This is a genomic window from Flavobacterium gillisiae, assembly GCF_900107635.1.
Taxonomy (GTDB): Bacteria; Bacteroidota; Bacteroidia; order Flavobacteriales; family Flavobacteriaceae; genus Flavobacterium; species Flavobacterium gillisiae.
On sequence record NZ_FNRD01000005.1, the window covers coordinates 207,280 to 234,111 of the forward strand.

Annotated in this window: 25 protein-coding genes; 16 read left to right on the forward strand and 9 right to left on the reverse strand. The window is 33.9% G+C overall.

All coding sequences use genetic code 11. The features are described 5' to 3' along the window. Positions 1-74: 74 nt before the first annotated feature. The 5 genes from BLV35_RS09075 to BLV35_RS09095 form a co-directional block, all read right to left on the reverse strand. Positions 75-1,592: a serine hydrolase gene (locus BLV35_RS09075; RefSeq protein ID WP_091088300.1), complete on the reverse strand. Its 1,518-nt coding sequence runs from the start codon at positions 1,590-1,592 to the stop codon at positions 75-77. Between the two features lie 358 nt (positions 1,593-1,950). Further along, positions 1,951-2,364, reverse strand: a complete 414-nt coding sequence (locus BLV35_RS09080) for a hypothetical protein (protein ID WP_091088303.1) — start codon at positions 2,362-2,364, stop codon at positions 1,951-1,953. 131 nt (positions 2,365-2,495) lie between these two features. Beyond that, positions 2,496-3,128 (reverse strand): hypothetical protein, encoded by a 633-nt coding sequence (locus BLV35_RS09085; protein WP_176980595.1) that lies wholly within the window; start codon positions 3,126-3,128, stop codon positions 2,496-2,498. Between the two features lie 262 nt (positions 3,129-3,390). After that, entirely contained in the window at positions 3,391-4,197 is an 807-nt protein-coding gene (locus tag BLV35_RS09090; RefSeq protein ID WP_091088310.1) for a tetratricopeptide repeat protein, read from the reverse strand. A 178-nt stretch (positions 4,198-4,375) separates the two neighbouring features. Beyond that, positions 4,376-5,572, reverse strand: a complete 1,197-nt coding sequence (locus BLV35_RS09095; protein ID WP_091088313.1) for a TlpA family protein disulfide reductase — start codon at positions 5,570-5,572, stop codon at positions 4,376-4,378. An 842-nt stretch (positions 5,573-6,414) separates the two neighbouring features. On the opposite strand from BLV35_RS09095, the gene BLV35_RS09100 reads away from it, so the two are divergent. From BLV35_RS09100 to BLV35_RS09130, 7 genes are all read left to right on the forward strand, one after another. Further along, entirely contained in the window at positions 6,415-7,770 is a 1,356-nt protein-coding gene (locus BLV35_RS09100) for a Na(+)-translocating NADH-quinone reductase subunit A (RefSeq protein ID WP_091088318.1), read from the forward strand. Between the two features lie 352 nt (positions 7,771-8,122). Continuing rightward, positions 8,123-9,304, forward strand: coding sequence for an NADH:ubiquinone reductase (Na(+)-transporting) subunit B (locus BLV35_RS09105; protein WP_091088322.1), 1,182 nt, complete (start codon positions 8,123-8,125; stop codon positions 9,302-9,304). Next, positions 9,297-10,028, forward strand: a complete 732-nt coding sequence (nqrC, locus tag BLV35_RS09110) for an NADH:ubiquinone reductase (Na(+)-transporting) subunit C (RefSeq protein WP_091088325.1) — start codon at positions 9,297-9,299, stop codon at positions 10,026-10,028. Before BLV35_RS09105 ends, nqrC begins: the two co-directional genes overlap by 8 nt. Positions 10,029-10,039: 11 nt before the next feature. After that, positions 10,040-10,720, forward strand: coding sequence for an NADH:ubiquinone reductase (Na(+)-transporting) subunit D (locus tag BLV35_RS09115; protein ID WP_091088329.1), 681 nt, complete (start codon positions 10,040-10,042; stop codon positions 10,718-10,720). Between the two features lie 32 nt (positions 10,721-10,752). Next, entirely contained in the window at positions 10,753-11,367 is a 615-nt protein-coding gene (nqrE, locus tag BLV35_RS09120) for an NADH:ubiquinone reductase (Na(+)-transporting) subunit E (RefSeq protein ID WP_091088332.1), read from the forward strand. 19 nt (positions 11,368-11,386) lie between these two features. Further along, a complete protein-coding gene (gene nqrF / locus BLV35_RS09125; protein ID WP_091088335.1) occupies positions 11,387-12,652 on the forward strand; it encodes an NADH:ubiquinone reductase (Na(+)-transporting) subunit F in 1,266 nt (421 codons plus the stop codon). 174 nt (positions 12,653-12,826) lie between these two features. Continuing rightward, complete coding sequence (locus tag BLV35_RS09130) at positions 12,827-13,834, forward strand: FAD:protein FMN transferase (RefSeq protein ID WP_091088338.1); 1,008 nt, start codon at positions 12,827-12,829, stop codon at positions 13,832-13,834. On the opposite strand, the gene BLV35_RS09135 is transcribed toward BLV35_RS09130, so the two are convergent. Continuing rightward, positions 13,831-14,016, reverse strand: coding sequence for a membrane or secreted protein (locus BLV35_RS09135; protein ID WP_091088341.1), 186 nt, complete (start codon positions 14,014-14,016; stop codon positions 13,831-13,833). The genes BLV35_RS09130 and BLV35_RS09135 overlap by 4 nt on opposite strands. A gap of 37 nt (positions 14,017-14,053) precedes the next feature. Next, entirely contained in the window at positions 14,054-14,488 is a 435-nt protein-coding gene (locus tag BLV35_RS09140) for a CBS domain-containing protein (protein ID WP_091088345.1), read from the reverse strand. A gap of 793 nt (positions 14,489-15,281) precedes the next feature. Here BLV35_RS09140 and porX point away from each other — a divergent pair. The 5 genes from porX to BLV35_RS09165 all read left to right on the forward strand — a co-directional run bounded on the left by porX (position 15,282) and on the right by BLV35_RS09165 (position 19,481). Next, complete coding sequence (gene porX / locus BLV35_RS09145; protein WP_091088349.1) at positions 15,282-16,835, forward strand: T9SS response regulator signal transducer PorX; 1,554 nt, start codon at positions 15,282-15,284, stop codon at positions 16,833-16,835. A gap of 47 nt (positions 16,836-16,882) precedes the next feature. Next, positions 16,883-17,290, forward strand: coding sequence for a tRNA (adenosine(37)-N6)-threonylcarbamoyltransferase complex ATPase subunit type 1 TsaE (gene tsaE / locus BLV35_RS09150; RefSeq protein WP_091088353.1), 408 nt, complete (start codon positions 16,883-16,885; stop codon positions 17,288-17,290). A gap of 13 nt (positions 17,291-17,303) precedes the next feature. After that, positions 17,304-17,783, forward strand: coding sequence for a GNAT family N-acetyltransferase (locus BLV35_RS09155; protein WP_091088356.1), 480 nt, complete (start codon positions 17,304-17,306; stop codon positions 17,781-17,783). A gap of 87 nt (positions 17,784-17,870) precedes the next feature. Continuing rightward, positions 17,871-19,070, forward strand: coding sequence for an alanine dehydrogenase (locus tag BLV35_RS09160; RefSeq protein WP_176980596.1), 1,200 nt, complete (start codon positions 17,871-17,873; stop codon positions 19,068-19,070). 36 nt (positions 19,071-19,106) lie between these two features. Beyond that, complete coding sequence (locus BLV35_RS09165) at positions 19,107-19,481, forward strand: DUF4258 domain-containing protein (RefSeq protein WP_091088360.1); 375 nt, start codon at positions 19,107-19,109, stop codon at positions 19,479-19,481. 382 nt (positions 19,482-19,863) lie between these two features. On the opposite strand, the gene BLV35_RS09170 is transcribed toward BLV35_RS09165, so the two are convergent. Continuing rightward, positions 19,864-20,556: a uracil-DNA glycosylase gene (locus tag BLV35_RS09170; RefSeq protein ID WP_091088364.1), complete on the reverse strand. Its 693-nt coding sequence runs from the start codon at positions 20,554-20,556 to the stop codon at positions 19,864-19,866. Between the two features lie 218 nt (positions 20,557-20,774). On the opposite strand from BLV35_RS09170, the gene BLV35_RS09175 reads away from it, so the two are divergent. The 4 genes from BLV35_RS09175 (at position 20,775) to BLV35_RS19640 (ending at position 24,852) form a co-directional block, all read left to right on the forward strand. Beyond that, positions 20,775-22,943 carry an endonuclease MutS2 gene (locus tag BLV35_RS09175; RefSeq protein ID WP_091088368.1) on the forward strand — a complete coding sequence of 723 codons (2,169 nt, stop codon included), beginning with the start codon at positions 20,775-20,777 and terminating at the stop codon, positions 22,941-22,943. A gap of 645 nt (positions 22,944-23,588) precedes the next feature. Next, entirely contained in the window at positions 23,589-23,786 is a 198-nt protein-coding gene (locus BLV35_RS19475; RefSeq protein WP_245712041.1) for a GIY-YIG nuclease family protein, read from the forward strand. Between the two features lie 410 nt (positions 23,787-24,196). Further along, on the forward strand, positions 24,197-24,649 hold the full coding sequence (locus BLV35_RS09185; protein WP_394331045.1) for a thiol-disulfide oxidoreductase DCC family protein: 453 nt from the start codon (positions 24,197-24,199) through the stop codon (positions 24,647-24,649). A 74-nt stretch (positions 24,650-24,723) separates the two neighbouring features. Beyond that, positions 24,724-24,852 carry a hypothetical protein gene (locus BLV35_RS19640; protein ID WP_262488521.1) on the forward strand — a complete coding sequence of 43 codons (129 nt, stop codon included), beginning with the start codon at positions 24,724-24,726 and terminating at the stop codon, positions 24,850-24,852. A 247-nt stretch (positions 24,853-25,099) separates the two neighbouring features. Here BLV35_RS19640 and ettA read toward each other — a convergent pair whose 3' ends face one another. Beyond that, positions 25,100-26,794, reverse strand: a complete 1,695-nt coding sequence (ettA, locus tag BLV35_RS09190) for an energy-dependent translational throttle protein EttA (protein ID WP_091088371.1) — start codon at positions 26,792-26,794, stop codon at positions 25,100-25,102. Positions 26,795-26,832 lie beyond the last annotated feature (38 nt).

Genomic DNA, 26,832 nt, shown 5'->3' on the forward strand with positions numbered 1-26,832 from the left:
TTGTCTGGCGGCACAAGAGGGACACTAGCGGCTGCAGAGACACGCTTTTCTGCAATTTATCGAGGATCTTCTTGTCACTTTTTCAATAATTCGTCAATTTTCAAAAGCATTTCTTTTGCGTTTTGGTTTGTTGGCTCTAATTCTAACACTTTTAAATAATCGCTTTTTGACAACAAGTATTCCTTTTTATTAAAATAGGCTTCCCCACGACTATCATACACATTTGATGAATTTGGAAATTCATTGACATTTAGGCTGAAAATTTTAATGGCTGATTCTAAATTTGCATCTCTTAGAAATTCGTAGCCCAATTGATTGAGTTCACTTTCATTAGAGAAATTGTATTCATTACTCTTATTTTCTTTAAGATTTTTGTAGAGTGCAATGCCTTTATCAATGTTGCTTTGGCTTTCTTTTCTTATCGTTAAAGAAATAGATTCTTTTTGGGATTCCAATGGGTAGTTTTTCCAATTATTTACACTTGCAATACTGTTAACTATTTCGTTTATAATCGTTGATACTCTCCCATTTGTCATAACTACTACCCCGTTTCCATCTTCAAAACTACCTACGTAATAGCATACAAAGCCTTCATTACCGCCACTATGCCCAAAATATTTTACCCCATTAAAATCATTTAAGAATACTCCGAAATTAGTATCTAATCTTTTTACAGACATTTCTTTAGATAGTATTTTATTTGACTTTCCCAATAAGGACAATTGCGTTTCAATAATATATTTTGATAGATCCGTTGGATTTGTCCATAAGCCAGCTGCAGCTTTTTCGGGATATATATGGTACTTTCCTACCACTTCTTTATCTATATTATATCCTGTTGCAAGAATATTTTCTTTCTCTTTGGCGGGAGGTTGATTAAAAGAACTGTTGCTCATTCCTAATGGAGTTAAAACATTGTTTAGCAGATAATCTTCGTATTTCGCTTCCGTGGTATTCTCCAGAATTAATTGGGTAATCGTCGTTCCACCTCCTGAATATTGAAATTTTAAACCAGGTTCAAATATAGACCGAACAGCATTAGAATTAGAAGGTTTTAATCCGTCAAGGGTTTCTATTGTCGTTGGCAATTTTTCTCCCTTTGCATAGCCTTGGAAGCCGCCAACAGATAAACCTGCCGTATGGTTTAATAAATGTGCTATTGTTATTTTCTTACCCTTAGAAATAGAATCGTACGGGAATTTCCATTCTTTTAAATAAGTATTGATGTCATCATCTAATCCTAATTTCCCTTCTTCCACTAGTTTTAATATCGCTAAACTATTGAAAGATTTACTTATGGAAGCCGCTTGAAAAAGAGTTTGTGTTGTTGCTAGTTTTTTCTCACTACGATCTGCATAACCGTATGCTTTTATCCATTCTATTTTATAATCTTTAATTACCGCGATACTTACCGCATTTACGTTGTAAAACGCCATTCTTTCTTTTAATGACCATTTTTTGTTTTTAGATTTATCCCAATGGTTTAAATCGTTTTCAATTAAATGTATCTTATCATTTACTTTTTGTCCAAAAGTGCTTACTGATAAAAACACTATTGCTAATACTAAATATAAGGTTTTAGATAATTTCATAATTTAAGTGTTAGTTATAATTAGATTCTACTGTTTATTTAAATAATCCCTCAATTATGGCTATTTCTATTGTTTAAGTGTTCATTTTATAGTTGACATTCTTTGCGGGCACAGATTGCAAAGCTGCGATAACTTTGTGGTCATAGAACCAATTACTATTAATAAACACTATTTATTATATCATCTTGTCATTTCGACAAAGGAGAAATCTCCGTTTGCTATTTCTATATAATTACTCAATTTTATGAGCACAGATTGTAAATCTAAGCAAGATTTACGGTCCTATTTTAAAAACGGCGGGGTATTCTTTGCGGACACAAGCGAGACGCTTGCGCTAGCTTGGGGAAAACGTAATTAGTTATTTTGCCTTATTGAATTTTGTTATTATATTTTTAATTTCTTCAGGAATCTCGCCAATGAGGTTTACCCTTCTCAACTTATTATTTTTTAACTTGATATCAATAAATACATTTCCAAATCTTTGTTTTAGCGCAATTGAATGGACTTCATTATTTTCAATCTGGCTTTTGCTTGTTCTAAGCAATGTTAAGATTAAGATTAGAAAATAGGCGATTCCAATAAACAAACCCGACCAAAGTAAGAATTCATCACCCGTTTTTATATACCTTAAAACCGACATCGTTCCGTAAAACGTCCAGCAAATGGAAGAAAATAATTGGATCCTAATTTGTTCTTTTGAATCGTCAGCAATAACTATTTTATTTTCATCAAAAGTGATTTCACCATTTTTGATTATATAATTCTGTTCCATAGAGATGTTTTTTTTTCTAACGTCTCGCGACTTTTAGATGGTTTGTGCTTCTTAAGCACTGATTTTTAGGCTTAACAAAAACTTGATACGAAACGATAATTACACTAAACCACAGCTAGCTCAAACGGCTGTTATAAACAGATTTTGTTGTATTCTTCTACAACTTTTAGGATATCATTCTTTCCGTAAATGTGGGCTTCTAATTTGGAAACCAAACTAGGGCAATCGCTAAAATATTCGATAGCTCTGTTATTGAACGAACGTGAGATACGGGCTGTAGCCAGAGGGCTTGCTGCTAGTTCATTTTCCCGCAAAATATAAAATTCATTGAAATCAGTTGTAGAATAATTCCACATTCCTCCACTGACTCCGCTAGAGGTCATATAGCCGCCAGATGATATACTGACATTTCTTGCATATAGATTTGCTTTTCCTTTGGTTATTATTTTAAATAGCCCTTTTTTAGTCTCAGATAAATTTATATATTCAAAATAGGCAACTTCAGAATCCGAATTTTTAAAAATGACTTTGTCTACTTGACTTTCGCCATATTTTACTTTTTCAGATTTACGATCTTTTCTGAAACTTATTTTTTCTTCCCCATTTATAGATACAAGATTTTTCGAAATCATAGGTACACGAATTTCACCGACGAGTGTATCCGCATTTTTTAGGATTAACTGACCTTGTGTCCAATCATATTGACCATATCCAGCCATTGCTATCATGTTGATAAAAAGTAATAAGGTAATTTTTGTTTTCATTCGTTGTTCTTTTAAAATTGTTTACGTTTCGCCACTTTGAGAGGACTGGAAGTTCGTGACCGCTCAATTTTCGGCTTAACGAAAACTTGATGCGAAACGACAATTCCACTAAATTCCAGCTATATCAAAACAGCTGTTACAGGCTGGTTTTTTTCGCCGAAATTATGATTTTAACGGCAAACTTTTCAAATTTATGTTGGCAGATTCTACCTTTTATATTTTCTATTTGCTATTCCAATTTACGTTTCAACGTCATTTCTTTTTAAAATTTCAGTCCTGCTTTTATGTCTTCCGGAATCTGCTGTTTGTTTTCTATTTGTCCATAAAATTTTAAAGCTTTTTGTTTCATTTTTTCGTCATTTATAATTTCAGAAACTTTGAGTAAACATAATGAATAGTGTATTTTAAAGTTCTCATCTTTTTTATAAGTTGAATAACATCTTTCTAAATATTCTAAACCTTCATCGTAATTTTTGTTTTGAGATAATAAAACGCCTTTTAGAAATATTACTTCGTCTTTTAATTTTAGATTTGATAATTTGTATTTTTCAATTGCGATATTTATATTTTCTAATCCCTTATCTACATCTCCAAAAATAGGAGAAGTTAATGCAAAACCATAATAACCTTCAGGATTTTCAGGAAATAAAGTAATTATTTCATTATACTTTTTTCTAGCAATTTTTAATGATCTATCTTGACCTAATCTTAATCCTTCAGAAGCTAAATTTATTTTAAATTCTAATGTTTTTTTTGATAAACTGTCAGCCATTATATAGCAAGCTATTGCCTTTTCGTCATTCAATAATCTCAAAGTGTATCCCGTAAAAAAAATTGCATCACAAAATGTCTTGTCAGTTTTGTATGCCTTAAAGAAAATATTTGAAGTTATTTTGAGATATTTTGGGCTTAAAGATTTATTTAAATATAAAGTTTCAATACCTAAATTAAAGAGCTTCATCGCTTCGGGATTTTCAGATTTACAATACAAGTTTTTACCCTCGAAGTAATCTTGAGAAAAAGTTAAATTAAAGCTTAATATTAGTAAAGTAATAATGATTTTTTTCATTTTAAATATTTCTATTTTCTATGCAGTTTTTTGGTTCAACTTGCCTGTAACGTTTTGCTGCTTTGAGATGGCTGGAAGTTCGTAACCGCTCAATTTTCGGCTTTGCAGGATGCTGATGCGAAACAATAATTCCACTAAACTCCAGCTAGCTCAAAATGGCTGTTGTGCGATCGGCATATTATTGATAGTTATAGAATTCGATTTCTTTTGAAACTTTTTCCAAGCGTAAACCATATTCTTTTAAGTCATTAATTAATTCGGGGAATGTACCTTTTCTAATTATAAAGTCTAAGTTCTTATCTTGTTCTGTTTCATTAAATATTATTATTTTATGATAATTACCAACATCTCTAATTAGTGTTTCAATATTAGAATTTGAAAAAATAAAATGTGTTGTGCTGCTACCACTATGTTTTTGTTTCTCTTCTTGATTAAGGGAAAAGTTTAATTTTTCAGTATTTTCTACTTTTAGATTATAAACTTCTACTTTTTTAACTTCTACTTTTTCTGTTAAGTTTAAGGAGGTTAATAGATTGTTCTTTAATACTTTACTATGTTCGTTTATCTCAATTTTATTTAAATTTTTGTAGAAAATATTATATTTATTTTGAACTAACTCATTTGGAATACTAATTTGATATTCAGGCTTTTTGATGATTTTTGAAATCATGGACTTTAAATTATTATTTAAGTCAATGTATTTTCCTTTCCATAAGGCATCGAATGCCATAACATCGTCATTTTCAGCTGCATTTATTACGCTAAAAACATAATAAGCTTTGCTGTCTTTCAAAAGTTCTAAAGTGATATCTATACTGTTTGCCGGTTCTTGTTCTTCGGTTACTTTTTCTTGCTTCTTTTCTGTAGGTAAAGTTAAATTTCCCTTTGAAATGTTTGTTCCGTTCAAAAAGTTTTCAATTACTGAACTATTTAATTCAGTTGGTATTCCAATCCATCTTATAATTCCTTTATTATCTATTAAAACAGTATGTGGTATTTCGTCAACATTAAAATTAGCTTCATTTAATTTTGTTTGATCAGAAACGACTACCGTTTTAAATAGTATTTTTTCGAGTGTTCGTTTTGTTTTTTCTGGTTTTTCGTAAGTCATAGAAAGAAAAAGTAAATCTTTTCTATTTTTAAAATTATCATGTAATTCATTTAAATGCGGTACAGCGCTTAGACAAGGTGCGCACCAAGTAGCCCAAAATTCAAGAACTATAAATTTACCTTCAATATTTTTATCTTTCGGAGTATTTAAGATATAATCTGTAATATTTAATTTTGGCGCTTTATCACCAACTTTTAAAGTGTCTTGCGAATAAAGATTTCCGCCTAAGAAAATAAGAAGGATTAGAACATTGATTTTTTTCATTATTTTGGTTTTTGATTATTATTTTTCTCCAGCGCAATGCTGTCGCACAACTAGTATATAACATAAAGTATATACCTCTTTTTATTAAATTCAATCTTTTTCCTAGAAACAAAAATCCACAACAAAAACAAATGCACTGCATCTTCTTGTTGTGGATTAATTTTGTTTTTCGTGGTTTTCAAATGTAAGATTTTTTTGTCCAAATTAAAGCGCGACTTATTAACAACTTAATACTACTTATGAGTTATAAAGTTTACTTAGTCGCTTTTTTAGTTAGTAGTAGCATCCGATAATTGTTATTGGTTTTATTTCATTTGTATTTTTATGTAAAAGCTCTTCCTTATTAAGAAGCAGCGTCACAGAGAGAATCGCAGTATTTGTTTGATTGCTTCGTTATTTCCTTTCCATTGCTCATACCCTAATAGCAATGAAAAATATGTGGATTAGCGGTGTTTTTACTTTCATGATTAGGAAACACATTCGTGATTTCTAGACCTGATGGAAGCGGCATCCTCTTTATCCCGGCTTTTCGGGATAAAGAGATATAGCAGACAGCAGGAACTATCGGGCTTGAAGCCACAATCGCTCTGCTCCTAAAATATATTTTAAGGCTATTCTTTTGAAAATCATTTCTTTATAAAAATGAACTTTCTATCCAATTATACATTATTCCTTAACTAAAATGTTTTTATTGTTGGTATTTTGACACAAATTCATTAAATTAGTGCTTTATACTTCCATTATTTTAACAAATAAATAATAAACTTAATCTTATAGCATACTAGAATTATATTCCAATACCAGAAAATCATAAGTAATACCCACTAAAAATAAATTAATGTATGAGTGAATATATTAAAATTAAACGGGGATTGAATCTCAAATTGATCGGTGAAGCTGCTAAGACAGTATTAGACCTGCCTGTGGCGGAAATATTTGCTATAAAACCAAAAGATTTTGTGGGGCTAACACCCAAATTATTAGTGAAAGCTGGTGCCAATGTAGAAGCCGGAACTCCGCTATTTTACGATAAAAACAATAAAAAAATTCAGTTTTGCTCTCCCGTGAGTGGTGAAGTAATTGAAATTCTTCGTGGCCAGAAAAGAGTTATTTTAGAAATAAAAATCCTTGCCGACAGGGAAATAAAACACCTTACATTTACTAAATCAAATCCCAACCAACTTTCTCGAAAAGAAATCATTGACCAACTATTGAATAGTGGTGTTTGGCCGTTTATCCGCCAACGTCCTTATGGAACTATAGCGAATCCAAGCGAGAGCCCAAAAGCCATCTTCATATCTGCCTTTGACACGAATCCATTAGCTCCTGATACTGATTTTATCATGTCAGGGAAAGAATCTTATTTTCAAACGGGAATTAATGCCTTGCAGCAATTAACGACTGGAAAAATACATTTAAACGTTCAAGCGAATACCGCCCCTGCTCCTGCTTTTAGTCAGGCTCAAAATGTACAAATCAATACGATATCTGGTCCTCATCCAGCGGGAAATGTTGGCGTTCAAATTCACCACATTGATCCTATTAACAAAGGAGAAGTAGTTTGGTACATCAATCCACAAGATGTAGTCATCATGGGAAAATTATTTGACGAAGGACTATTTGATGCTACTCGAATTCTTGCAGTAACAGGTTCTCAGGTCAACAACCCTAAATATTATAAAACCATTGTAGGTTCGTCTGTAAAAAATATTCTTTCGGAAGCAGGGCTAAAAAAAGGCGACAACAGAATCATCAGTGGTTCTATTTTGTCTGGTAGCCAAATTCCAGCTGACGGTTTTTTGGGTTTTTATGATTCTCAAATTACTGTAATTCCTGAAGGAAATGAATATGAATTTATGGGTTGGCTAGCGCCCGGTTTTGATAAGTTTAGTGTTTCTCGCACTTTTTTCTCTTGGTTGACACCAAATAAGAAACACGATTTAAATACCAATTTACATGGCGAAGAACGTCCTTTTGTAATGACTGGACAATATGAAAAAGTGTTTCCGATGGATATTTATCCTGTACAACTTTTAAAATCAATCTTAATTGAAGACATCGATATGATGGAGAAATTGGGAATATATGAAGTAGTAGAAGAGGATTTTGCGCTCTGCGAATTAGTCTGTACATCCAAGATCAAATCGCAAGAAATCATACGTCATGGTCTTGATATGGTACGAAAGGAGTTTAGTTAATTGACTTTGTTGTTTACGAGATTCTAATGTCATTAGTGCCCGCAGTCGAGCGTCAAATGTTTGAAGAAGTCGTAAAAACAAAAGCTGTTTGAGCGTAGCGAGTTTTTTTGTTTTAGACTTCGAAAACTAATTTGACCGACGAGGGAGCGGAAGAGTTGATTTTTTTGTTTCTTTTTTGATCAAGCAAAAAAGAAAATTATGAAAAGGAAATTGATCAATTTTAAAAAAAGCAACGTTGAAAGTAAAAGTCAAACTGACTCATAAAAAAATTTAACGTAATATATTAATTAACAATACATAATATCCATACAATCTAATAGTTACCAAATTTAATCATTTAAAAAATCTGAATTTGAAGCCACTTAGAAACTTACTGAACAATCTCAAACCTAATTTTGAAAAAGGGGGAAAACTAGAAAAATTCTATCCCGCATTTGATGCGTTTGAAACCTTCCTATTTGTACCCAATCATACTACAAAAAGCAAGGGAACACACGTACGCGATGCTATCGATTTGAAACGCACGATGATATTAGTGGTTCTATCTTTAGTTCCCTGTTTATTATTTGGGATGTGGAATATTGGTTACCAACACCACCATGCTTTCGGAATTACGAATGTTTCTCTAATGGATAATTTTGTTTTTGGAGCCATCAAAGTACTACCCTTAATTATAGTTTCTTACGGAGCAGGATTGACGACGGAGTTCATTTTTGCCATTATTCGAAAACATACTATCAATGAAGGCTTTTTAGTTTCAGGGATGTTGATTCCGCTCATAATGCCCATAGATGTCCCGTTGTGGATGCTGGCGGTCGCGACGATATTTGCCGTTATTATAGGTAAAGAAGTTTTTGGTGGAACAGGAATGAATATTTTAAACCCTGCGCTTACCGCTAGAGCGTTTCTATTTTTTGCATATCCAAGCAAAATGTCGGGAAACGAAGTTTGGATAAACACGAGTACTGACAAAGGACAAGCCGTTGTTGATGCGTATAGTGGCGCAACTCCATTAGGCGATGCTGCAGCTGGTTTTGCTGATAAAATTCCGAGCATGATGGAATCCTTCATCGGTATTATTCCTGGTTCTGTAGGGGAAACATCTACGCTTGCTTGCTTGATTGGAGCTGGTATTTTATTATATACCGGAATTGGTAGTTGGCGAATAATGGCCTCGGTTTTTGCAGGTGGATTTTTGATGGCTGTAATCTTTAATTTCTTTGGATTGAATACGTTAATGCAAATTAGTCCACTACATCATTTAGTATTAGGAGGATTTGCATTTGGCGCAATTTTTATGGCCACAGATCCAGTGAGCGCGACACAAACAAATACTGGAAAATACATATATGGATTTTTAATAGGACTGCTGGCAATTCTCTTTCGAGTTTTTAACCCCGCTTACCCTGAAGGAATGATGTTAGCGATTTTATTTATGAATGTAATGGCACCTTTAATAGACCATTATGTTGTAGAAGCAAATATCAAAAGAAGACTAAAAAGAGTTAATCCAATACATAATCAAAATGGATAAAGACAGCAACAAAGCCACGTTTATTTTTTCCTCTGTTATGGTGGTAGTTATTGCCGTACTGCTATCAGTAACCGCCATAAGTCTTGCACCCTATCAGGAGAAGAATGTTAGGATAGAAAAAATGAAAAACATACTAACCAGTGTTTCGATTCCTACTGAAACTACAGGGACCGAAACTGCCTTTAATAAATACATTACGCAACAAATTGTATTGAATAATAAAGGCGAGCAAGTAACAGGAAGTGTTACTGCATTTGACATTGACCTTAAAAAGGAATTAGATAAAGTTAAAATAGGAAAAGGAAATGAGCAGTTGTTTCCGCTATTCATTTGCAATAAAGAGGGAAAATCATTTTACATTATTCCGATAAGAGGAAAAGGATTATGGGGACCTATATGGGGATTTATTTCTCTGGAAAGTGATATGAATACGGTTTACGGAGTCAGTTTTGGTCACAAAAGTGAGACTCCTGGATTGGGTGCCGAGATTGAAACACAAAAATTCCAACAGCAGTTTATTGGGAAGCAAATATTTGATGAATCAGGCAAATTTGTTTCGGTTACCGCAATTAAAGGAGGTGCAAAACCAAATGATATGCATGGTGTTGATGCTATTTCGGGCGCAACAATAACGAGTAAAGGCGTATCTGAAATGTTTGAACGAACATTAAACAATTACATTCCCTATTTTAAAAAACAGGAAACAATAGCATTTACAAACTAAAATAACAGGATATGAGCAAAGAAACAATCGCAGTTCCTGCAAAACCAAAAAAGACAAAAGAGCCTTTATTTTCGCCAAAAAATAAAAGACTTTTATACGATCCCTTAAATGATAATAATCCTATCACCGTTCAGGTATTGGGAATCTGTTCGGCATTGGCTGTTACCGTAAAAATGAAACCATCTATTGTGATGGCTCTCGCGGTAATCGTAGTTTGTGCCTTTTCGAATGTTATTATTTCATTTATTCGAAATATTATCCCAAATCGCATTCGGATTATCGTTCAATTAACGGTGGTTGCTGCGATGGTAATTTTAGTAGATCAATTTTTAAAAGCTTTTGTATTTGACGTAAGTAAGCAGTTATCCGTTTTTGTTGGATTAATCATCACAAATTGCATCATCATGGGACGTTTGGAAGCTTTTGCAATGTCTAACAAACCTTGGCCTTCATTTTTAGATGGAATCGGTAACGGTTTTGGCTACGGTTTGATTTTGGTAATCGTTTCTATGATTCGGGAACTATTTGGTTCAGGAGAACTGATGGGAAACCGTATCATTCCAGAGTCTATTTATAAGTTAGGTTATTTTAACAATAGTCTGGTCATCATGCCGCCTATGGCGCTAATCATTGTGGGGATTCTTATCTGGATTCAAAGAAGCCGAAATCAAAAATTAATTGAATCGAAATAATACTTTAATAAACACGATTTAAACATTTCATCATGGAACACATCAATATATTTATAAAAGCGGTTTTTATTGAGAACATGATATTTGCCTATTTTCTAGGCATGTGTTCCTATTTGGCCATTTCTAAAACCGTAAAAAGTGCTGTGGGGCTAGGACTTGCAGTGACTTTTGTATTATCTATCTCGGTTCCGGTTTGTTATCTATTAGAAAAATATGTCTTAAAAGCGGGAGCATTAGAATGGTTATCTACTGATTATAAGACTGTTGATATTAGTTTTTTAAGTTTTATAATGTTTATTGCAACAATTGCCTCTATTGTGCAATTAGTAGAGATGATTGTTGAAAAATATGCACCAGCATTGTACAGTTCTTTGGGGATATTCTTGCCGTTAATTGCGGTAAACTGTTCTATTCTAGGAGGAGCGTTATTTATGCAAGAAAGAGAATATGCCTCCTTGGGTGAAGCCACTGTTTTCGCCTTCGGTTCTGGTGTGGGATGGTTTCTAGCCATCGTTGCTTTATCTGCTATTCGAGAAAAATTACGATATTCTAATGTACCTGGCCCTTTGAGAGGTTTAGGGATTACGTTTATTTTAACTGGATTAATGGCTATTGCATTTATGAGCTTTATGGGGATTTCGTTATAAATCTATAATCAAATTGAAAATGATAGTATTAGGTATTAATAGCACAACAATAATCAGTAGCGTAATTGTATTTTTACTCTTCAATTCGCTGCTTGTCTATATAATTCTGTTTGCCAAATCTAAGCTTACTCCTTCAGGATTAGTCAAGATAGTCATAAACAAAGAGGATGTGCTCGAAACTGAAGCAGGCTCAACACTACTTTCCACGCTGTCCAATAGAAAAATATTTCTACCCTCAGCCTGCGGTGGCGGTGGTACTTGCGGTATGTGTAAATGCCAAATACTATCAGGTGGTGGTCAAATCCTCCCTACTGAAACGCCTTATTTTTCAAGAAAAGAGCAACAAGACAATTGGCGATTAGGTTGCCAAGTAAAAGTGAAGGAGGATATGGAAATTGTCATTCCTGCTAGCGTTATGGGTATCAAAAAATGGGAATGTGAAGTAGTTTCAAATGACAATGTCGCTACCTACATCAAAGAATTTGTGGTTAAATTACCGGAAGGGGAATTTTTAGATTTTCAGTCAGGTTGCTATATTCAAATTGACGTCCCTGAATGCGAAGTGGATTTTAAAAATGATTTGTACAAAATTGATGATCGTTTCAAAGATGATTATGACAAATTTGGAATTTGGAATTTAAAAATGAAAAATCCAGAATCTATTTTTAGAGCTTATTCCATGGCAAACCATCCTGCGGAAGGAAATATCGTTATGCTCAACATTCGACTTGCAACTCCCCCATTTGACCGTAAAGTAGGTGGTTTTATGAAATTAAATCCTGGAATTGCGTCTTCCTTTGTTTTTTCTCGAAAACCAGGTGACAAAGTTACTATTGCCGGACCTTTTGGAGATTTCCATATCAAGCCCACACAAAGAGAAATGATTTATATCGGCGGAGGAGCAGGAATGGCTCCGCTACGCTCCCATTTATTCCATCTTTTTCATACCGTAAAAGAAAGAAACAGAAAAGTGAGTTTTTGGTATGGAGGAAGATCTTCGAGAGAGGTTTTTTATACCGAGGAATTTAAGAAAATTGACAAAGAATTTCCAAATTTCGATTACAACGTCGCACTATCTGAACCTCTACCTGAAGACAATTGGACGGGGGATACCGGTTTTATTCATAATGTATTGTTTGAAAATTATTTGAAACACCATGAAGCTCCAGAAGACATTGAATATTATATTTGCGGCCCACCCATGATGAATGCGGCGGTCTTTAAAATGCTCGACGAACTAGGAGTTCCAGGAGAGAATATTGCATTTGATGATTTTGGAGGTTAATAGGAATGATTCCAACATGAATTGAATGAGTTTGTGATTCATTAACCACGAAGGCTCAAAAATCAAAAAATAATCTATACCGTTTAACATATTCTTTTCGGTAAAACATTTATGCCTTAGCGTCTTTACTTAGTCTGTTCGCTTTCGCTTGGCTGTGGCAATAAAACATAATTTATGCAAAAACTACTATTTCTTCTTCTCTGCACTTTAGTGATGCTAACGAGTTGTACTTCCGCTAAAAAAGAAATCATAAAGCTCGAAGGAAATGCACAAGGAACTAGCTACCATATTACTTATCTGTCTGACGATGGCATTCTTTATCAAAAGGAAATAGATTCTCTGCTTGCAGATATTGATGGATCGATGTCTACCTGGATTCCGAATTCGATTATTTCGAGAATAAACAAGAATGAAGAAAATGTTATTGTAGATGATTATTTCAAGACGGTTTTTAACAAATCTGTAGAAGTATCTGAAAAAACAGAAGGAAATTTTGATATTACAGTGGGGCCATTGGTAAACGCATGGGGTTTTGGACCAACATCAAAAAATACATTGAGTAAATCCCAAGTGGATAGTTTACTACAATTGGTCAATTATAAAAAGGTGATTTTAAAGGATAACCAAATCGTAAAAGTAAATCCGGAGATTAAAATAGATTTCAATGCCATTGCACAAGGATATTCAGTAGACGTGATAGCAGATTTTCTTGAAAGGAAAGGAATAAACAATTACTTAGTCGAACTAGGAGGTGAAGTAAAAGCCAAAGGGAAAAAACTGAATGAAGAATGGAAAGTAGGTATTGACCAACCTAGTGAAGAAACATCTACAGAAAGAAAACTAGAAGCAGTCGTAAACTTAAACAATAGAGCGCTAGCCACTTCTGGTAATTACCGAAAATTTTATATTGAGGGAAATCAAAAACTGTCGCACATCATTGATCCTAAAACGGGTTACCCTGCAAAACATAATTTACTAAGCACCACAGTAATCGCCGATGATGGAATTACAGCTGACGCTTATGCTACCGCTTTCATGGTGATGGGCTTACAAAAATCAATTAGCTTTTTGGAAAAAAACGAAAACTTAAAATTGGAGGTTTATTTTATTTATGACGAAAACGGAAAATGGAAAACTTATATTTCTGAAAGTTTAAAGAAACAGATAAAAGAATTGAATTAAGATTTACATTTTTCCTGTGGTTTAGCGCCACAAATACCGCATGCCTCCCCATCGCCTTGTACCAATGGGTTATTACTACTGCAAGTACCTGAAAATCGTCCGTTTTTTTTCACTAAGATTTTGATGGCAATACCTGCCATTCCAATTCCTAGAAGTAGAATAGAAAGAAAAATAGTTGCCATAACGCATTTCTCTAAGTTAATATAAATTAAGGACCAATTAAGCTTTAGTTCCGTGGATATAGGAATCTAAATGATCAATCGTATTTTTTTGTAATTCAATGATTGATTTCACCACATCACCAATAGAAACAATTCCAATTACTTTTTCATCTAACAAAACAGGTAAATGTCTGACTCTTTTATTGGTAATTAAATCCATACAATAATCTAAATCATCCGTTGGTTTTACACTAACGATTTCTTTATCCATGATTTCATGAACAAAGGTATCCTTTGACGCTTTATCCTTCAAAACAATTTTTCGGGCATAATCTCTTTCAGACAATATTCCTTTCAAATTATCATCTTCAATTACTAGAACAGCACCAACATTTTTTTCTCCCATTATTCTTAAAGCTTCATAAACCGTAATGGTAGAAAGTATGGAATGAACTTCATTTCCTTTTTTGTTTAATATTTCGTTTACAGTCATAATAGATGGTTTTATGTTATGCATAAATTTAAGTAAAAAATAAGTAAAATGCTATGAATCCACATTAATTTTTTGTGTTAATACCAATAATTTAATATTATGAAACAACATTAAATCCTACAATTATATTTTTTTTATCAACATGAAGAAGAAATAGCTCAAAGAACTACTTCGCTTTATCGCCACAGATTCACCAATTAAAAAAGGTCCTCAATTCTCTCATAATTTGTGTTTTAATCTTAGTGCGCTTTGTTGCAATTGTATATTTACGTGTGCTTTACCACTTCATCACTTTTTAAAATAGGCAACAATACTTCCTATTTAGGCGTTCTTAAGTTAAAAGTGTTGCACTTTTTTTAGGAGGTCAAGCTATAATTTTGACAATAGAATCAAACTTTGCAGTTCCTGACGATTTGTAGGTGTGAAAAAAGGAGAGTTTAAACATTACTCAAAATTAAGTGATATTAGCCATAAAACGTTTTGCATGTTTAACTTACTTATTAGTAGTTAGTTAAATTAAAAAAGGTTAGAAAATAGAAATTAGAGGTTACAATGTAGATGTTAGAGATTAGATATTAGTACGTAATGGTTTTTAATCTTGCCACTCCTCTCTCGTCTTTTTTCATTTTACTATATTCTTTTTTCCTTATTTTCACTCTTGATTCTATTTTATTGCTTGTACGAGTATCTAATTTTATCAAGAAATTTTATCATAATATTAGGAAATAAGCGCCTCAAAAAGCTGTAAATTGGCACAATAAATTAGAACTTTTGAATACTATTTATAAAAAATATGGATAAGATAAAAATACTTTGGGTAGACGATGAAATCGATTATTTGAAACCCCACATATTGTTCCTGGAAAAGAAAAACTACAGTGTCACTACTTGTAACAACGGTCGCGATGCGATTGATATATTTGAAAACGAGAATTTTGACATCGTTTTCTTAGATGAAAATATGCCCGGCATGAGCGGACTAGAAACACTCTCTGAAATGAAAGAGAAAAAATCTTCCGTTCCGATGATTATGATCACCAAAAGTGAGGAAGAATATATCATGGAGGAAGCTATAGGTTCTAAAATTGCCGATTACCTGATTAAACCGGTAAATCCGAATCAGATTTTATTGAGTTTGAAAAAGAACCTGGATCATTCACGACTGATTTCGCAAAAAACGACCTTAGACTACCAAAAAGAATTTAGAAAAATCTCCATGGAAATGGCGATGGTAAATTCCTATGAAGACTGGGTAGAATTGTACAAAAAATTGATTTTTTGGGAGCTTAATCTGGAGAACATCAACGATCATGGAATGATTGAAATTTTGGAATCCCAAAAAGCAGAAGCCAATTCGCAGTTTGGAAAATTTATCGAACGCAATTATGAGGACTGGTTTTTACCAAAAGCAGACAAACCCATTCAATCCCATACTTTATTTAGAGAATTAGTCGTTCCCGAAATTGTAAAAAAAGACAAACCTATTTTGTTTGTGGTGATTGATAATTTGCGCTACGACCAATGGAAAACCTTTGAAAGTGAGGTATCCAACTATTATAAACTGGAAAAAGAGGTTCCTTACTTCTCTATTCTTCCCACGGCTACCCAATATGCTAGAAACGCTATTTTCTCTGGTTTAACGCCGCTAGAAATGGAAAAACAGTTTCCGCAATATTGGAAAAATGATCCCGAAGAAGGTGGTAAAAACTTGTATGAAGCAGAGTTTTTATCGGCGCAATTGAAACGATTAGGACTAAACATCAAGGAAGATTATTTCAAAATCACCAACTTGGCTGCCGGTAAAAAACTAGTGGAGAACTTCAAAGGATTAAGAGACAACGATCTGGTTACCGTAGTGTATAATTTTGTTGACATGCTATCACACGCCAAAACAGAAATGGACGTAGTTAAAGAACTTGCTTCCGATGATAAAGCCTATCGCTCATTGACCTTGAGCTGGTTCAAGAACTCGCCGCTATTGGAAATTATTCAACAAGCACAAAAACTGGGTTTCAAATTGATATTAACAACCGATCACGGAACCATTAATGTCAAAAACCCATCAAAAGTAGTGGGGGATAAAAACACCAGCCTTAATTTGCGTTACAAAACGGGGCGTAGCTTAACTTATGAGTACAAAGATGTTTATGCGGTCAAAGAACCAAAAAAAATAGGTTTACCTGCCATTAATATGAGTAGTTCTTATATTTTTGCAAAAAATGATTTGTTTCTGGCCTACGTAAATAACTTCAATCATTATGTGAGTTATTACAGAAACACCTATCAGCACGGTGGGATTTCATTGGAAGAAATGATTATTCCGTTTTTGATTTTTAATCCGAAATAGTCTAGTCAATAAAACTTAAGACCTTAAACTTTAAACAAATTTTTAAAATGGAAATTACTTTTTCATTAGATGAAATCGAAAATACAGCACGTAAAATTGTTGCTGAAAAGCCAAATAAAGTGATTCTTTTTCACGGAGATATGGGGGCTGGAAAAACCACTTTTATCAAACAATTAGCCAAGGAACTCGGTGTAACGGAAGCAACTAGCAGTCCAACCTTTTCTTTAGTTAACGAGTATCATACCGTTGACAATCAAGTTGTTTATCATTTTGATTTCTATAGATTAAAAAACGAAACTGAAGCATTAGATATGGGAGCAGATGAATATCTATATTCTGGCAACTGGTGCTTTATCGAATGGGCAGAAAACATCCCAAACCTTATCCCAGATTCCCATTCCGTTATTACAATTAAGGAACTAGTGGGCGGTAAACGTTTATTAGAATTAAGCTAAATCATCATCTATCATGAATGCAGAGAATACCGTTGTAATCATCCCTTTTTCTTCCGATTTGAAGGAACCGATAAAAACATTGAACATAGAATGGCTTAGCAAATACTTTAAAATTGAACCTAAAGACGAACGGGTTCTTTCTAATCCACAGGAAGAAATCATCGATAAAGGGGGAATGATATTTTATGCCAAATACAATGATATGATTGTTGGTACCGTTTCCTTGATAAAAATGAACGATACGGAATTTGAATTGAGTAAAATGGCCGTTACCGATGGCGTTCAAGGCCTCGGAATAGGTAAAAAATTGATGGAACAATGCATCAAAGCCGCCGAAGACCACCATCTTGAAAAAATTATTATCTATTCTAACAGAAGACTGGGGCCTGCAATTGGTCTGTATGAAAAATACGGCTTTAAGGAAATACCTTTAGAAGATGGCGTATACGAAAGAGCCGATATTAAAATGGAAAAACTAATTGAGAGACTGTAAATTGTTCTTTTTCGAATATTTATCCCCTTTGAAAGCTTTTTTTTTTAATCTTTTTGCGTATTTTTACCTTTAATAATCACTTTATCAATGTCAATAGCAATAACTCCTTTCACTAAACAACAGTTATTACCACAGGAAGAAAAACTCGAAGTAAGCCGAAGAAAAAGCGAACTTTTTATTGGTATTCCCAAAGAAACCTGTTATCAAGAACGCCGTATCTGCCTTACTCCAGACGCCGTTAACTCCTTGTCTTTCAATGGACATCGAGTAATGATAGAATCAGGAGCTGGGGAAAGTTCAAGTTATTCTGACAAAGAATATAGTGATGCCGGTGCCGAAGTAACGAAAGATACTGCAAAAGTATTTGGCTGTCCAATGATTTTGAAAGTAGGTCCTCCTACTCTTGCCGAGATTGCCATGATGAATAACCAGACTATTCTTATCTCATCGATTCAATTAAAAACGATGCAGAAGAGTTACTTTGAAGCTTTAAGCAAAAAAAAGATTACCGCTTTAGCATTTGAATATATAAAAGATGAAGACGGCAGCTACCCTGCAGTACGATCATCTAGTGAAATAGCCGGAACCGCATCAATATTAATTGCAGCCGAACTGATGATAACCAATGAATTTGGAAAAGGTCTGCTATTTGGGAATATAACCGGAGTTCCTCCTACAGATGTGGTCATTTTAGGCGCTGGAACAGTTGGAGAATTTGCAGCTAAAACTGCCATTGGATTAGGAGCTAGCGTAAAAGTTTTCGATAATTCAATTACTAAATTGCGCCGCCTACAAAATAACCTGAACCAACGGATTTTCACTTCCACCATACAATCTAAATCTTTACTAAAAGCATTAAGACGTTGCGACGTTGCCATTGGAGCACTAAGCGGCGTAGAACGTTGCCCAGTAGTCGTTACTGAAACTATGGTAGAACACATGAAAGGTGGAGCGGTAATCGTGGATGTAAGCATTGATACAGGAGGTTGCTTTGAAACTTCAGAAGTAACATCTCATGAGAAACCAACCTTTATTAAAAGCAATGTAGTTCACTATTGTGTTCCTAATATTCCCTCGCGTTACTCAAAAACAGCTTCACTTGCCGTTAGTAACATTATTTCTCCCTTTTTAATGCAAATTGCTGAGGATGGTGGACTTGAAAGTGCTATTCGCTGTGATGTTGGACTAAAGCACGGAGTCTATTTTTACCACGGAATCCTGACCAATAAAGTCATTGGAGATTGGTTCGATTTACCTAATAACGATATCAATTTAATTGTGTTTTAAGTAAACTTTCCGCTACCTTTGCAAAAAAAATAATTCATGAAGTTTTTCCATCGTTTTGCCTACTATTTAGTGGGGTTAGTTATAGGTCTATTTTTTGTTTCCATGATATTTAGCGGAAAAGATACACGCTGTAATTATTTTCCAAATGCCAGAGTTTTAAATGATTTAAGAAATAAACCTTTTGAATATTCTGAAAAAGCATCCAAGGTCTTAGCCGAAAAATGGATTGACACCATTGACATAAAGAATACATTAGAATATGGAGATGTTGATTTTGACAATAGTAATACTGAATTCCACAAAGCAAAACTTTACGTGATTGAAGGGAAAACTACTAAAAACCAAGAAATCATATTGAAAGTAAGCAACCGCGAGAACAAAGCTATTCTGGAAGAAATCATAAAGAAATAAAACAAAAGGCACTTTCATTATTTGGGCGTGCCACCATCTAAAAAAAGGGCTCATTACTTTGCGGTAATGAGCCCTTTTTTTATATGCTGTCGGGCTTTACGCGCTACTTCGGTAGCTAGCTTCAATCCCTCACGCGAGATCTTTACTAATGATATATTTTATAGTCCAATATGACTTAATTATCAATCATTCGTATTATTAGATCTAATTGAAACTTCTCTCCAAAGTCACTCACCTATCTTGAAACGTTTTCAGCGCAACAAACTAAGTGGTTTAGTTTTTAAAGAATAGAACCCTTTTACTATTCGGTTATACTATAGTTATAATTAGTATTAGATGCAGAAAAATCTATGTTTCTATGTGTTTAAAAAAAGGTACGTTCTTAAAAAAGGCTACCGTTATTAAAAATCCAATCAATCTCCTTTTCACTATTTACCTTCAAATACGAATTTGTTTTACTGAAATGCTTGTTCCCAAACCATTTTCCCTGATTTGCACTCATAGGCGATGGATGCCCACATTCTAAAACTAGATGTTTACTTCGGTCTATTTTGAGTCCTTTTTTATGTGCAAAATTGCCCCAAAGTAGAAACACAACTTTTTCCTTACCCTCAGAAATCTTTTGAATTGCCGCATCGGTAAAAAGGTTCCACTTTAAATGTTTATGACTGTTGGGCGTATCTTCCCGTACCGTTAGCGAGGCGTTTAAAAGCAAAACACCTTGCTTTGCCCACGATTCTAAATTGCCTGAAGATGGTAAAAACAGTATTTCTAAATCATCACTCATTTCCCTGAAGATATTTCGCAACGAAGGCGGAATCCGTACCCCATCGTTTACAGAAAAAGCCAAGCCATTAGCCTCCCCTTTTCCATGATAGGGATCCTGACCTATAATCACCACTTTTACCTCATTGAAACTGCAATAATTAAAAGCGGAAAAAATCAGCTCCTTTGGCGGATAACAAGTATGAAGCTTATATTCTTCATCCACACTTTTTATTAATTCATGAAAATACGGTTTCTGAATTTCGTCTGCTAAAATAGCCTTCCATTTGGGGTCAAGATTAATTTTCATAATGTAGAGTTGTAGCGCAAATATACAGTAAGAATACTAACTCATTTATCTAATTAGCATAAACAAATAGCAATTCCTTTCTGAATCTTCTAGGTTTTTATACACCAATAAGAGTAAAATAGAATTCAACTATACATATATCATAAAGTACAGTATGCGATAGTCCATTTTAACACGGAATCTTTGTAACTTTGCTTCATTGCAATTTAGAAAAAAGAATGATATCCATTACCGAAAAGACATTACAAGATTTACAATTCCCAACTGTACTCGAAACTATTTCGACCATCTGTAATACAGACATTGGGAAACAAAAAGCCTTAGAAATTACCCCGTTTAGAGACAAAGAAACTTTGATGCAAGCTTTAATGCAAACATCTGAATATGTCTCTTCTTTCCAAAATAACAATGCGATTCCAAATCATGGTTTTGATGCCATAAGTCATGAAATTAAATTTCTGGCGATTGAGGATAGTTTTCTGGAAGTGGGTAGTTTTAGAAAAATTGCCACCTTGTCTTCAACGGTTAACTTTTTATTGAATTATTTCAAAAAATTCGATGACTATTACCCGCATTTAAATACCAGAGCTTCTCAAGTGGAACTTACTAAAGACATTATCACTTCAGTTGATGCGATAGTCGATAAATATGGTGAAATAAAAGACAATGCCTCTCCTGAATTATTGAATATTCGTAGAGACATCAACTTGATACGTGGTAAAGTCAATCAGAGTTTTGGAGTAGCACTCACACAATACAACAGCTTAGGTTATCTTGATGACATCAAAGAAAGTTTTGTTCAAAACCGCAGGGTTTTGGCTGTTTTAGCGATGTATCGTCGTAAAGTAAAAGGATCTATCTTAGGAAGTTCAAAAACAGGAAGCATCGCTTATATCGAACCAGAAGCTACCTTAAAATATTCCCGCGAACTAAGTAATTTAGAATATGAAGAAAGCGAAGAAATCACACGGATACTAAAACAATTATCGAATGATATTCGGCCGTTTTTACCGTTATTAATTCAATATCAGGATTTCCTAAGTGATATTGATGTTATTGCGGCTAAAGCAAAATATGCCAACCGAATCAACGGTATAATGCCCCAAATTACAGACAATCGCCGACTCTATTTTAGAGATGCCTACCATCCTATTTTGTATTTGAACAACAAACAGAAAAAAGAAATTACGCATCCGCAAACTATTGAACTGAAGCAAGAAAACAGAATCATTGTGATTTCTGGACCCAATGCTGGTGGTAAAACAATCTCTTTAAAAACAGTTGGATTACTACAATTGATGTTGCAGTCAGGAATGTTAATTCCGGTTCATGAACGCTCAGAAACTTTTTTATTCGATCGAATACTTACAGATATTGGAGACAACCAATCTATTGAAAATCATTTGAGTACATACAGTTACCGACTAAAGAACATGAACTACTTCTTGAAGAAGTGCAACAAGAAAACCATGTTCCTAATTGATGAATTTGGTACTGGTTCTGACCCAGAATTAGGTGGTGCTTTGGCAGAAATTTTCCTCGAAGAATTCTACCATCGAGAAGCTTTTGGAATAATAACTACCCATTATTCGAATCTTAAAATTCTAGCTAATGAGTTGCCTTTTGCGACTAATGCTAATATGATGTTTGATGAAAAGTCATTGGAACCTATGTATAAATTGGCTTTGGGCCAAGCGGGAAGTTCCTTTACTTTTGAAGTAGCATTAAAAAACGGAATTCCGTTCAGTCTGATCAATCGTGCTAAGAAGAAAATTGAAGTTGGAAAAGTACGCTTTGACAAAACCATTGCGACCTTACAAAAAGAACGTTCGAAAATGGAAAAGACTTCACAAACGCTAAAGGAAGAAGAAACCAAAGCACGCGAGGAAGGAAAGAAAATGGAAACGATCAATGTCAAAATCAAGCAAAAGTTGGAAAGCTATCAAGAATTATATGACAGCAACCAAAAAACGATTTACATAGGTCAAAAGATTGAAGACATTGCGGAGAAGTATTTCAATAATAAGAGCAAAAAAGACCTTATTGGTGAATTTTTAAAAATCATCGAAATTGAAAATTCAAAACGCAAGAAAGCAACGCCGAAAGAAGCTAAAGCGATTGTAGCTAAAAAGAAAGAAGTTATTGCCGAAGTTACGGTGCATGTAGAAGAAATAAGAAAAGAAAAGAAGGAAAAGAAACTGAAGCCTGTTATTGAGAAAGTCAAAGCTATTATTCGTTTAGGTGACCGTGTACGAATGTTAGACGGAAAAGCAGTAGGTACAATTGATAGTATAGAAAAAAATAAAGCAACTGTAAATTACGGTATGTTTACATCCAAAGTTAGTTTAGACGAACTGGAATTAGTGGAAGCGATGAAGAAGAAGTAGTCAGCGTTCAGGTTAGTAGTGTCATTGCGAGGGACGAAGCAATCACACTAAAACACATCGACAAACTGAATCGAAAAACAAATTCATTGCGAGGGACGAAGCAATCACACTAAAACACGTCGACACTTAATAAAGCTCATTGAAACGGAAATACTGGATGAGATAGCTTCGTTCCTCGCTATGACTTAAACAATGGATTTTGACTTAGTGAAAATTAGAAGTAATTATTATTCGTAAAAGTTAAAGACGTCAAACTGAATCGGCAAACAAAGTCATTGCGAGGAACGAAGTAATCAAGCTAAAATACATCGACAAACTGAATCGGCAAACAAAGTCATTGCGAGGGACGAAGCAATCACACTAAAACACATCGACAAGCTGAATCGACAAACAAAGTCTTTGCGAGGAACGAAGCAATCACAATAAAACACATCGACAAGCTGAATCGACAAACAAAGTCTTTGCGAGGAACGAAGCAATCACACTAAAACACATCGACAAACTGAATAAAGCATATTGAAACGGAAATACTGGGTGAGATAGCTTCGTTCCTCGCTACGACTTAGGTAATGGATTTTGAATTTGTAAAAATTAGATAAAGGTACCCATTCCTCTAAACGACTTTGTATATTAATAATTATATTAGTGGTAAAAAAAATAAATGAAACCAGGATTTATATATATATATATATAATTACAAATATTAATCAGACTGTTGTTTATATTGGTGTTACCTCAAATCTTCCACAAAGGATAATGGATCATAAAAATAAAAGAGATCCAAAATCATTTTCTGCGCGTTACAATTTAAATGTTTTAGTTTATTACGAACAATTTCAGTAGATTGGTGATGCAATAGCACGAGAAAAACAAATTAAAGCTGGTTCTAGAAAATCTAAAAATAATTTAATCCGTTCTACAAACCCAACTTGGAATGATTTATTTGAAGAAATTAAAGATGTCATGACCGAATGAAAAAATATAAACAGAAACAAAGTCATTGCGAGGGACGAAGCAATCACACTAAAACACATCGACACTGAATAAAGCTCATTGAAACGGAAATACTGGATGAGATAGCTTCGTTCCTCGCTATGACTTAAACAATGGATTTTGACTTAGTGCAAATTAGAAGGAATTACTATTCGTAAAAGTAAAACGTCAAACTGAATTAAACATATTTCAACGGAAATACTGGCTGAGATAGCTTCGCTCCTCACAAAAACAATCAAACCAATTTTTAAACAATAGAAATGGATAAACCTAATGAGATTGCTTCGTTCCTCGCAATGACACTCACCCCTAAAGACAAAAAAATAATCCTCTTTGATGGCGTCTGTAATTTGTGCAATTCGGCAGTACAATTTATTATAAAACACGATAAAAAGGACGTTTTTAGATTTGTTGCATTGCAATCCGATTTAGGTCTGCAAATTTGCAAACATATTGGCGTAGATCAAAAAAGTATGGACAGTATAATACTCTACGTGCCTGGAATTGCCTATTACTACAAATCAGAGGCAGCTTTAGAAATTGCCTCCCAACTTGGTTCTTTTTATAGTTTGTTAGCCATTTTTAAAATTTTACCATCCAAATTCAGTAACTTTATATACGATTGGATTGCAAGAAACAGATACAAATGGTTTGGTAAAAAAGAAAGCTGCATGATACCTACACCAGAATTAAAATCAAAATTCTTAGCCTAAAACTCCATTTACTGATTTTTATCATATTGTTTCACCGACAAAATTTATATTTTTGAATTTAAAATAAAATATACATGAAAAATACAGCACTTATTACTTGGGATAGCGGTTCGATAATTATTGTTTTCGTCTTTGGTTTCGTATGCTTGGCTTTGGTAGCTACTGTCTTACTATTAATGAACAGCGATAAGAAAAAGAAATAAAACCAGACTCCTTCTAAATAATTTAAGAATACATAAGCAGTCATTATTTAATGTCTAAATTTCTTGTATTCATTACTGCTGCGTCTTCTTCTTTTGAATTTGCAGTAGCAATTACTTCTCTATTTCCAATATAAAACTACACTACAGTTAACGTTGCTTCAACAGCGATACTAAACTATAATTTACTTTAACGAAAAAAGGATGCCGTAAATCGACATCCTTTTTGTTATTGTATCAAAAACTAAAATTAACTTCTGATTAGTTTTCTGTATTTTAAACGTTTTGGGGTTAAATCTCCACCTAAGCGTTTTTTCTTATTTTCTTCATATTCAGAGAAACCACCTTCAAAATAATACACATCAGAATTTCCTTCAAAGGCAAGAATGTGTGTACAAATTCTATCTAAGAACCATCTGTCGTGAGAAATTACTACTGCACAACCGGCAAAGTTATCCAAACCTTCTTCTAAAGCACGTAGCGTATTAATATCCAAATCATTGGTAGGCTCATCCAGTAATAAAACGTTACCCTCCTCTTTCAAAGTCATTGCAAGGTGTAAACGGTTACGCTCACCACCAGAAAGTGTTGAAACTTTTTTGTTTTGATCACTTCCTCCGAAGTTGAAACGGCTTAAATAAGCACGAGAATTCACTTGACGACCACCCATCATAATTAATTCTTGACCATCACAAAAGTTTTCCCAGATTGATTTATTAGGATCAATATTAGAGTGCGCTTGATCGACATAAGCGATTTTTACTGTGTCACCAATTACAAATTCACCCGCATCTGGTTTCTCTTCACCCATTATCATTCTGAAAATAGTCGATTTACCAGCACCATTTGGCCCGATGATTCCAACGATTCCAGCTTGTGGTAAAGTGAAATTTAAATTATCATATAGTAATTTATCTCCATAGGATTTAGCCACTCCCTTTGCTTCGATAACGTTAGTACCTAAACGTGGCCCATTAGGAATATAAATTTCTAATTTCTCGTCTAATGCTTTTTGATCTTCATTAAGCATTTTATCGTAATTCTGTAAACGTGCTTTTTGTTTCGTTTGACGTCCTTTGGCACCTTGGCGAACCCAGTCCAACTCACGTTCTAAGTTTTTTCTACGTTTAGAAGCTACTTTTTCTTCAAGAGCCATTCTGCTTGATTTTTGGTCTAACCAAGAAGAGTAATTCCCTTTCCATGGAATACCTTCTCCTCTATCTAACTCTAAAATCCAACCCGCTACATTATCCAAGAAGTATCTATCGTGCGTTACAGCGATAACTGTTCCAGCATATTGAGCTAAATGTTGCTCTAACCATAATACACTTTCTGCATCCAAGTGATTGGTAGGTTCATCAAGAAGCAATACATCCGGTTGTTGCAATAACAAACGACATAAAGCCACACGACGACGTTCACCTCCTGAAAGGTTCTTTATAGGAGTATCTGCATCTGGAGTACGTAAAGCATCCATTGCAATTTCTAATTTTGTATCAATTTCCCAAGCACCTAATGCATCAATTTTGTCTTGTAACAAAGCTTGACGATCCATTAGTTTTTCCATCTTATCTGCATCTTCATACACTTCTGGAAGACCAAAACTATCATTGATTTGATTAAACTCCTCTAAGACCGCCATTGTTTCAGCAACACCTTCACGAACAATTTCGATAACGGTTTTACTATCGTCAAGAATAGGTTCTTGCTCTAAATATCCTACAGTGTATCCTGGTGCGAAAACAACATCTCCCTGATAGTTTTTATCCGTACCAGCAATAATTTTTAATAAAGAAGATTTTCCAGATCCATTAAGACCTAAAATACCAATTTTTGCTCCATAAAAGAAACTCAAATAGATATTTTTAAGAACGGGTTTATCTGCTCCTGTGTAGGTTTTACTCAATTTTGACATTGAGAAAATCACTTTCTTATCGTCTGCCATTTTTTTATTATTTTTAATTTAAAATTCAATATTTAAAA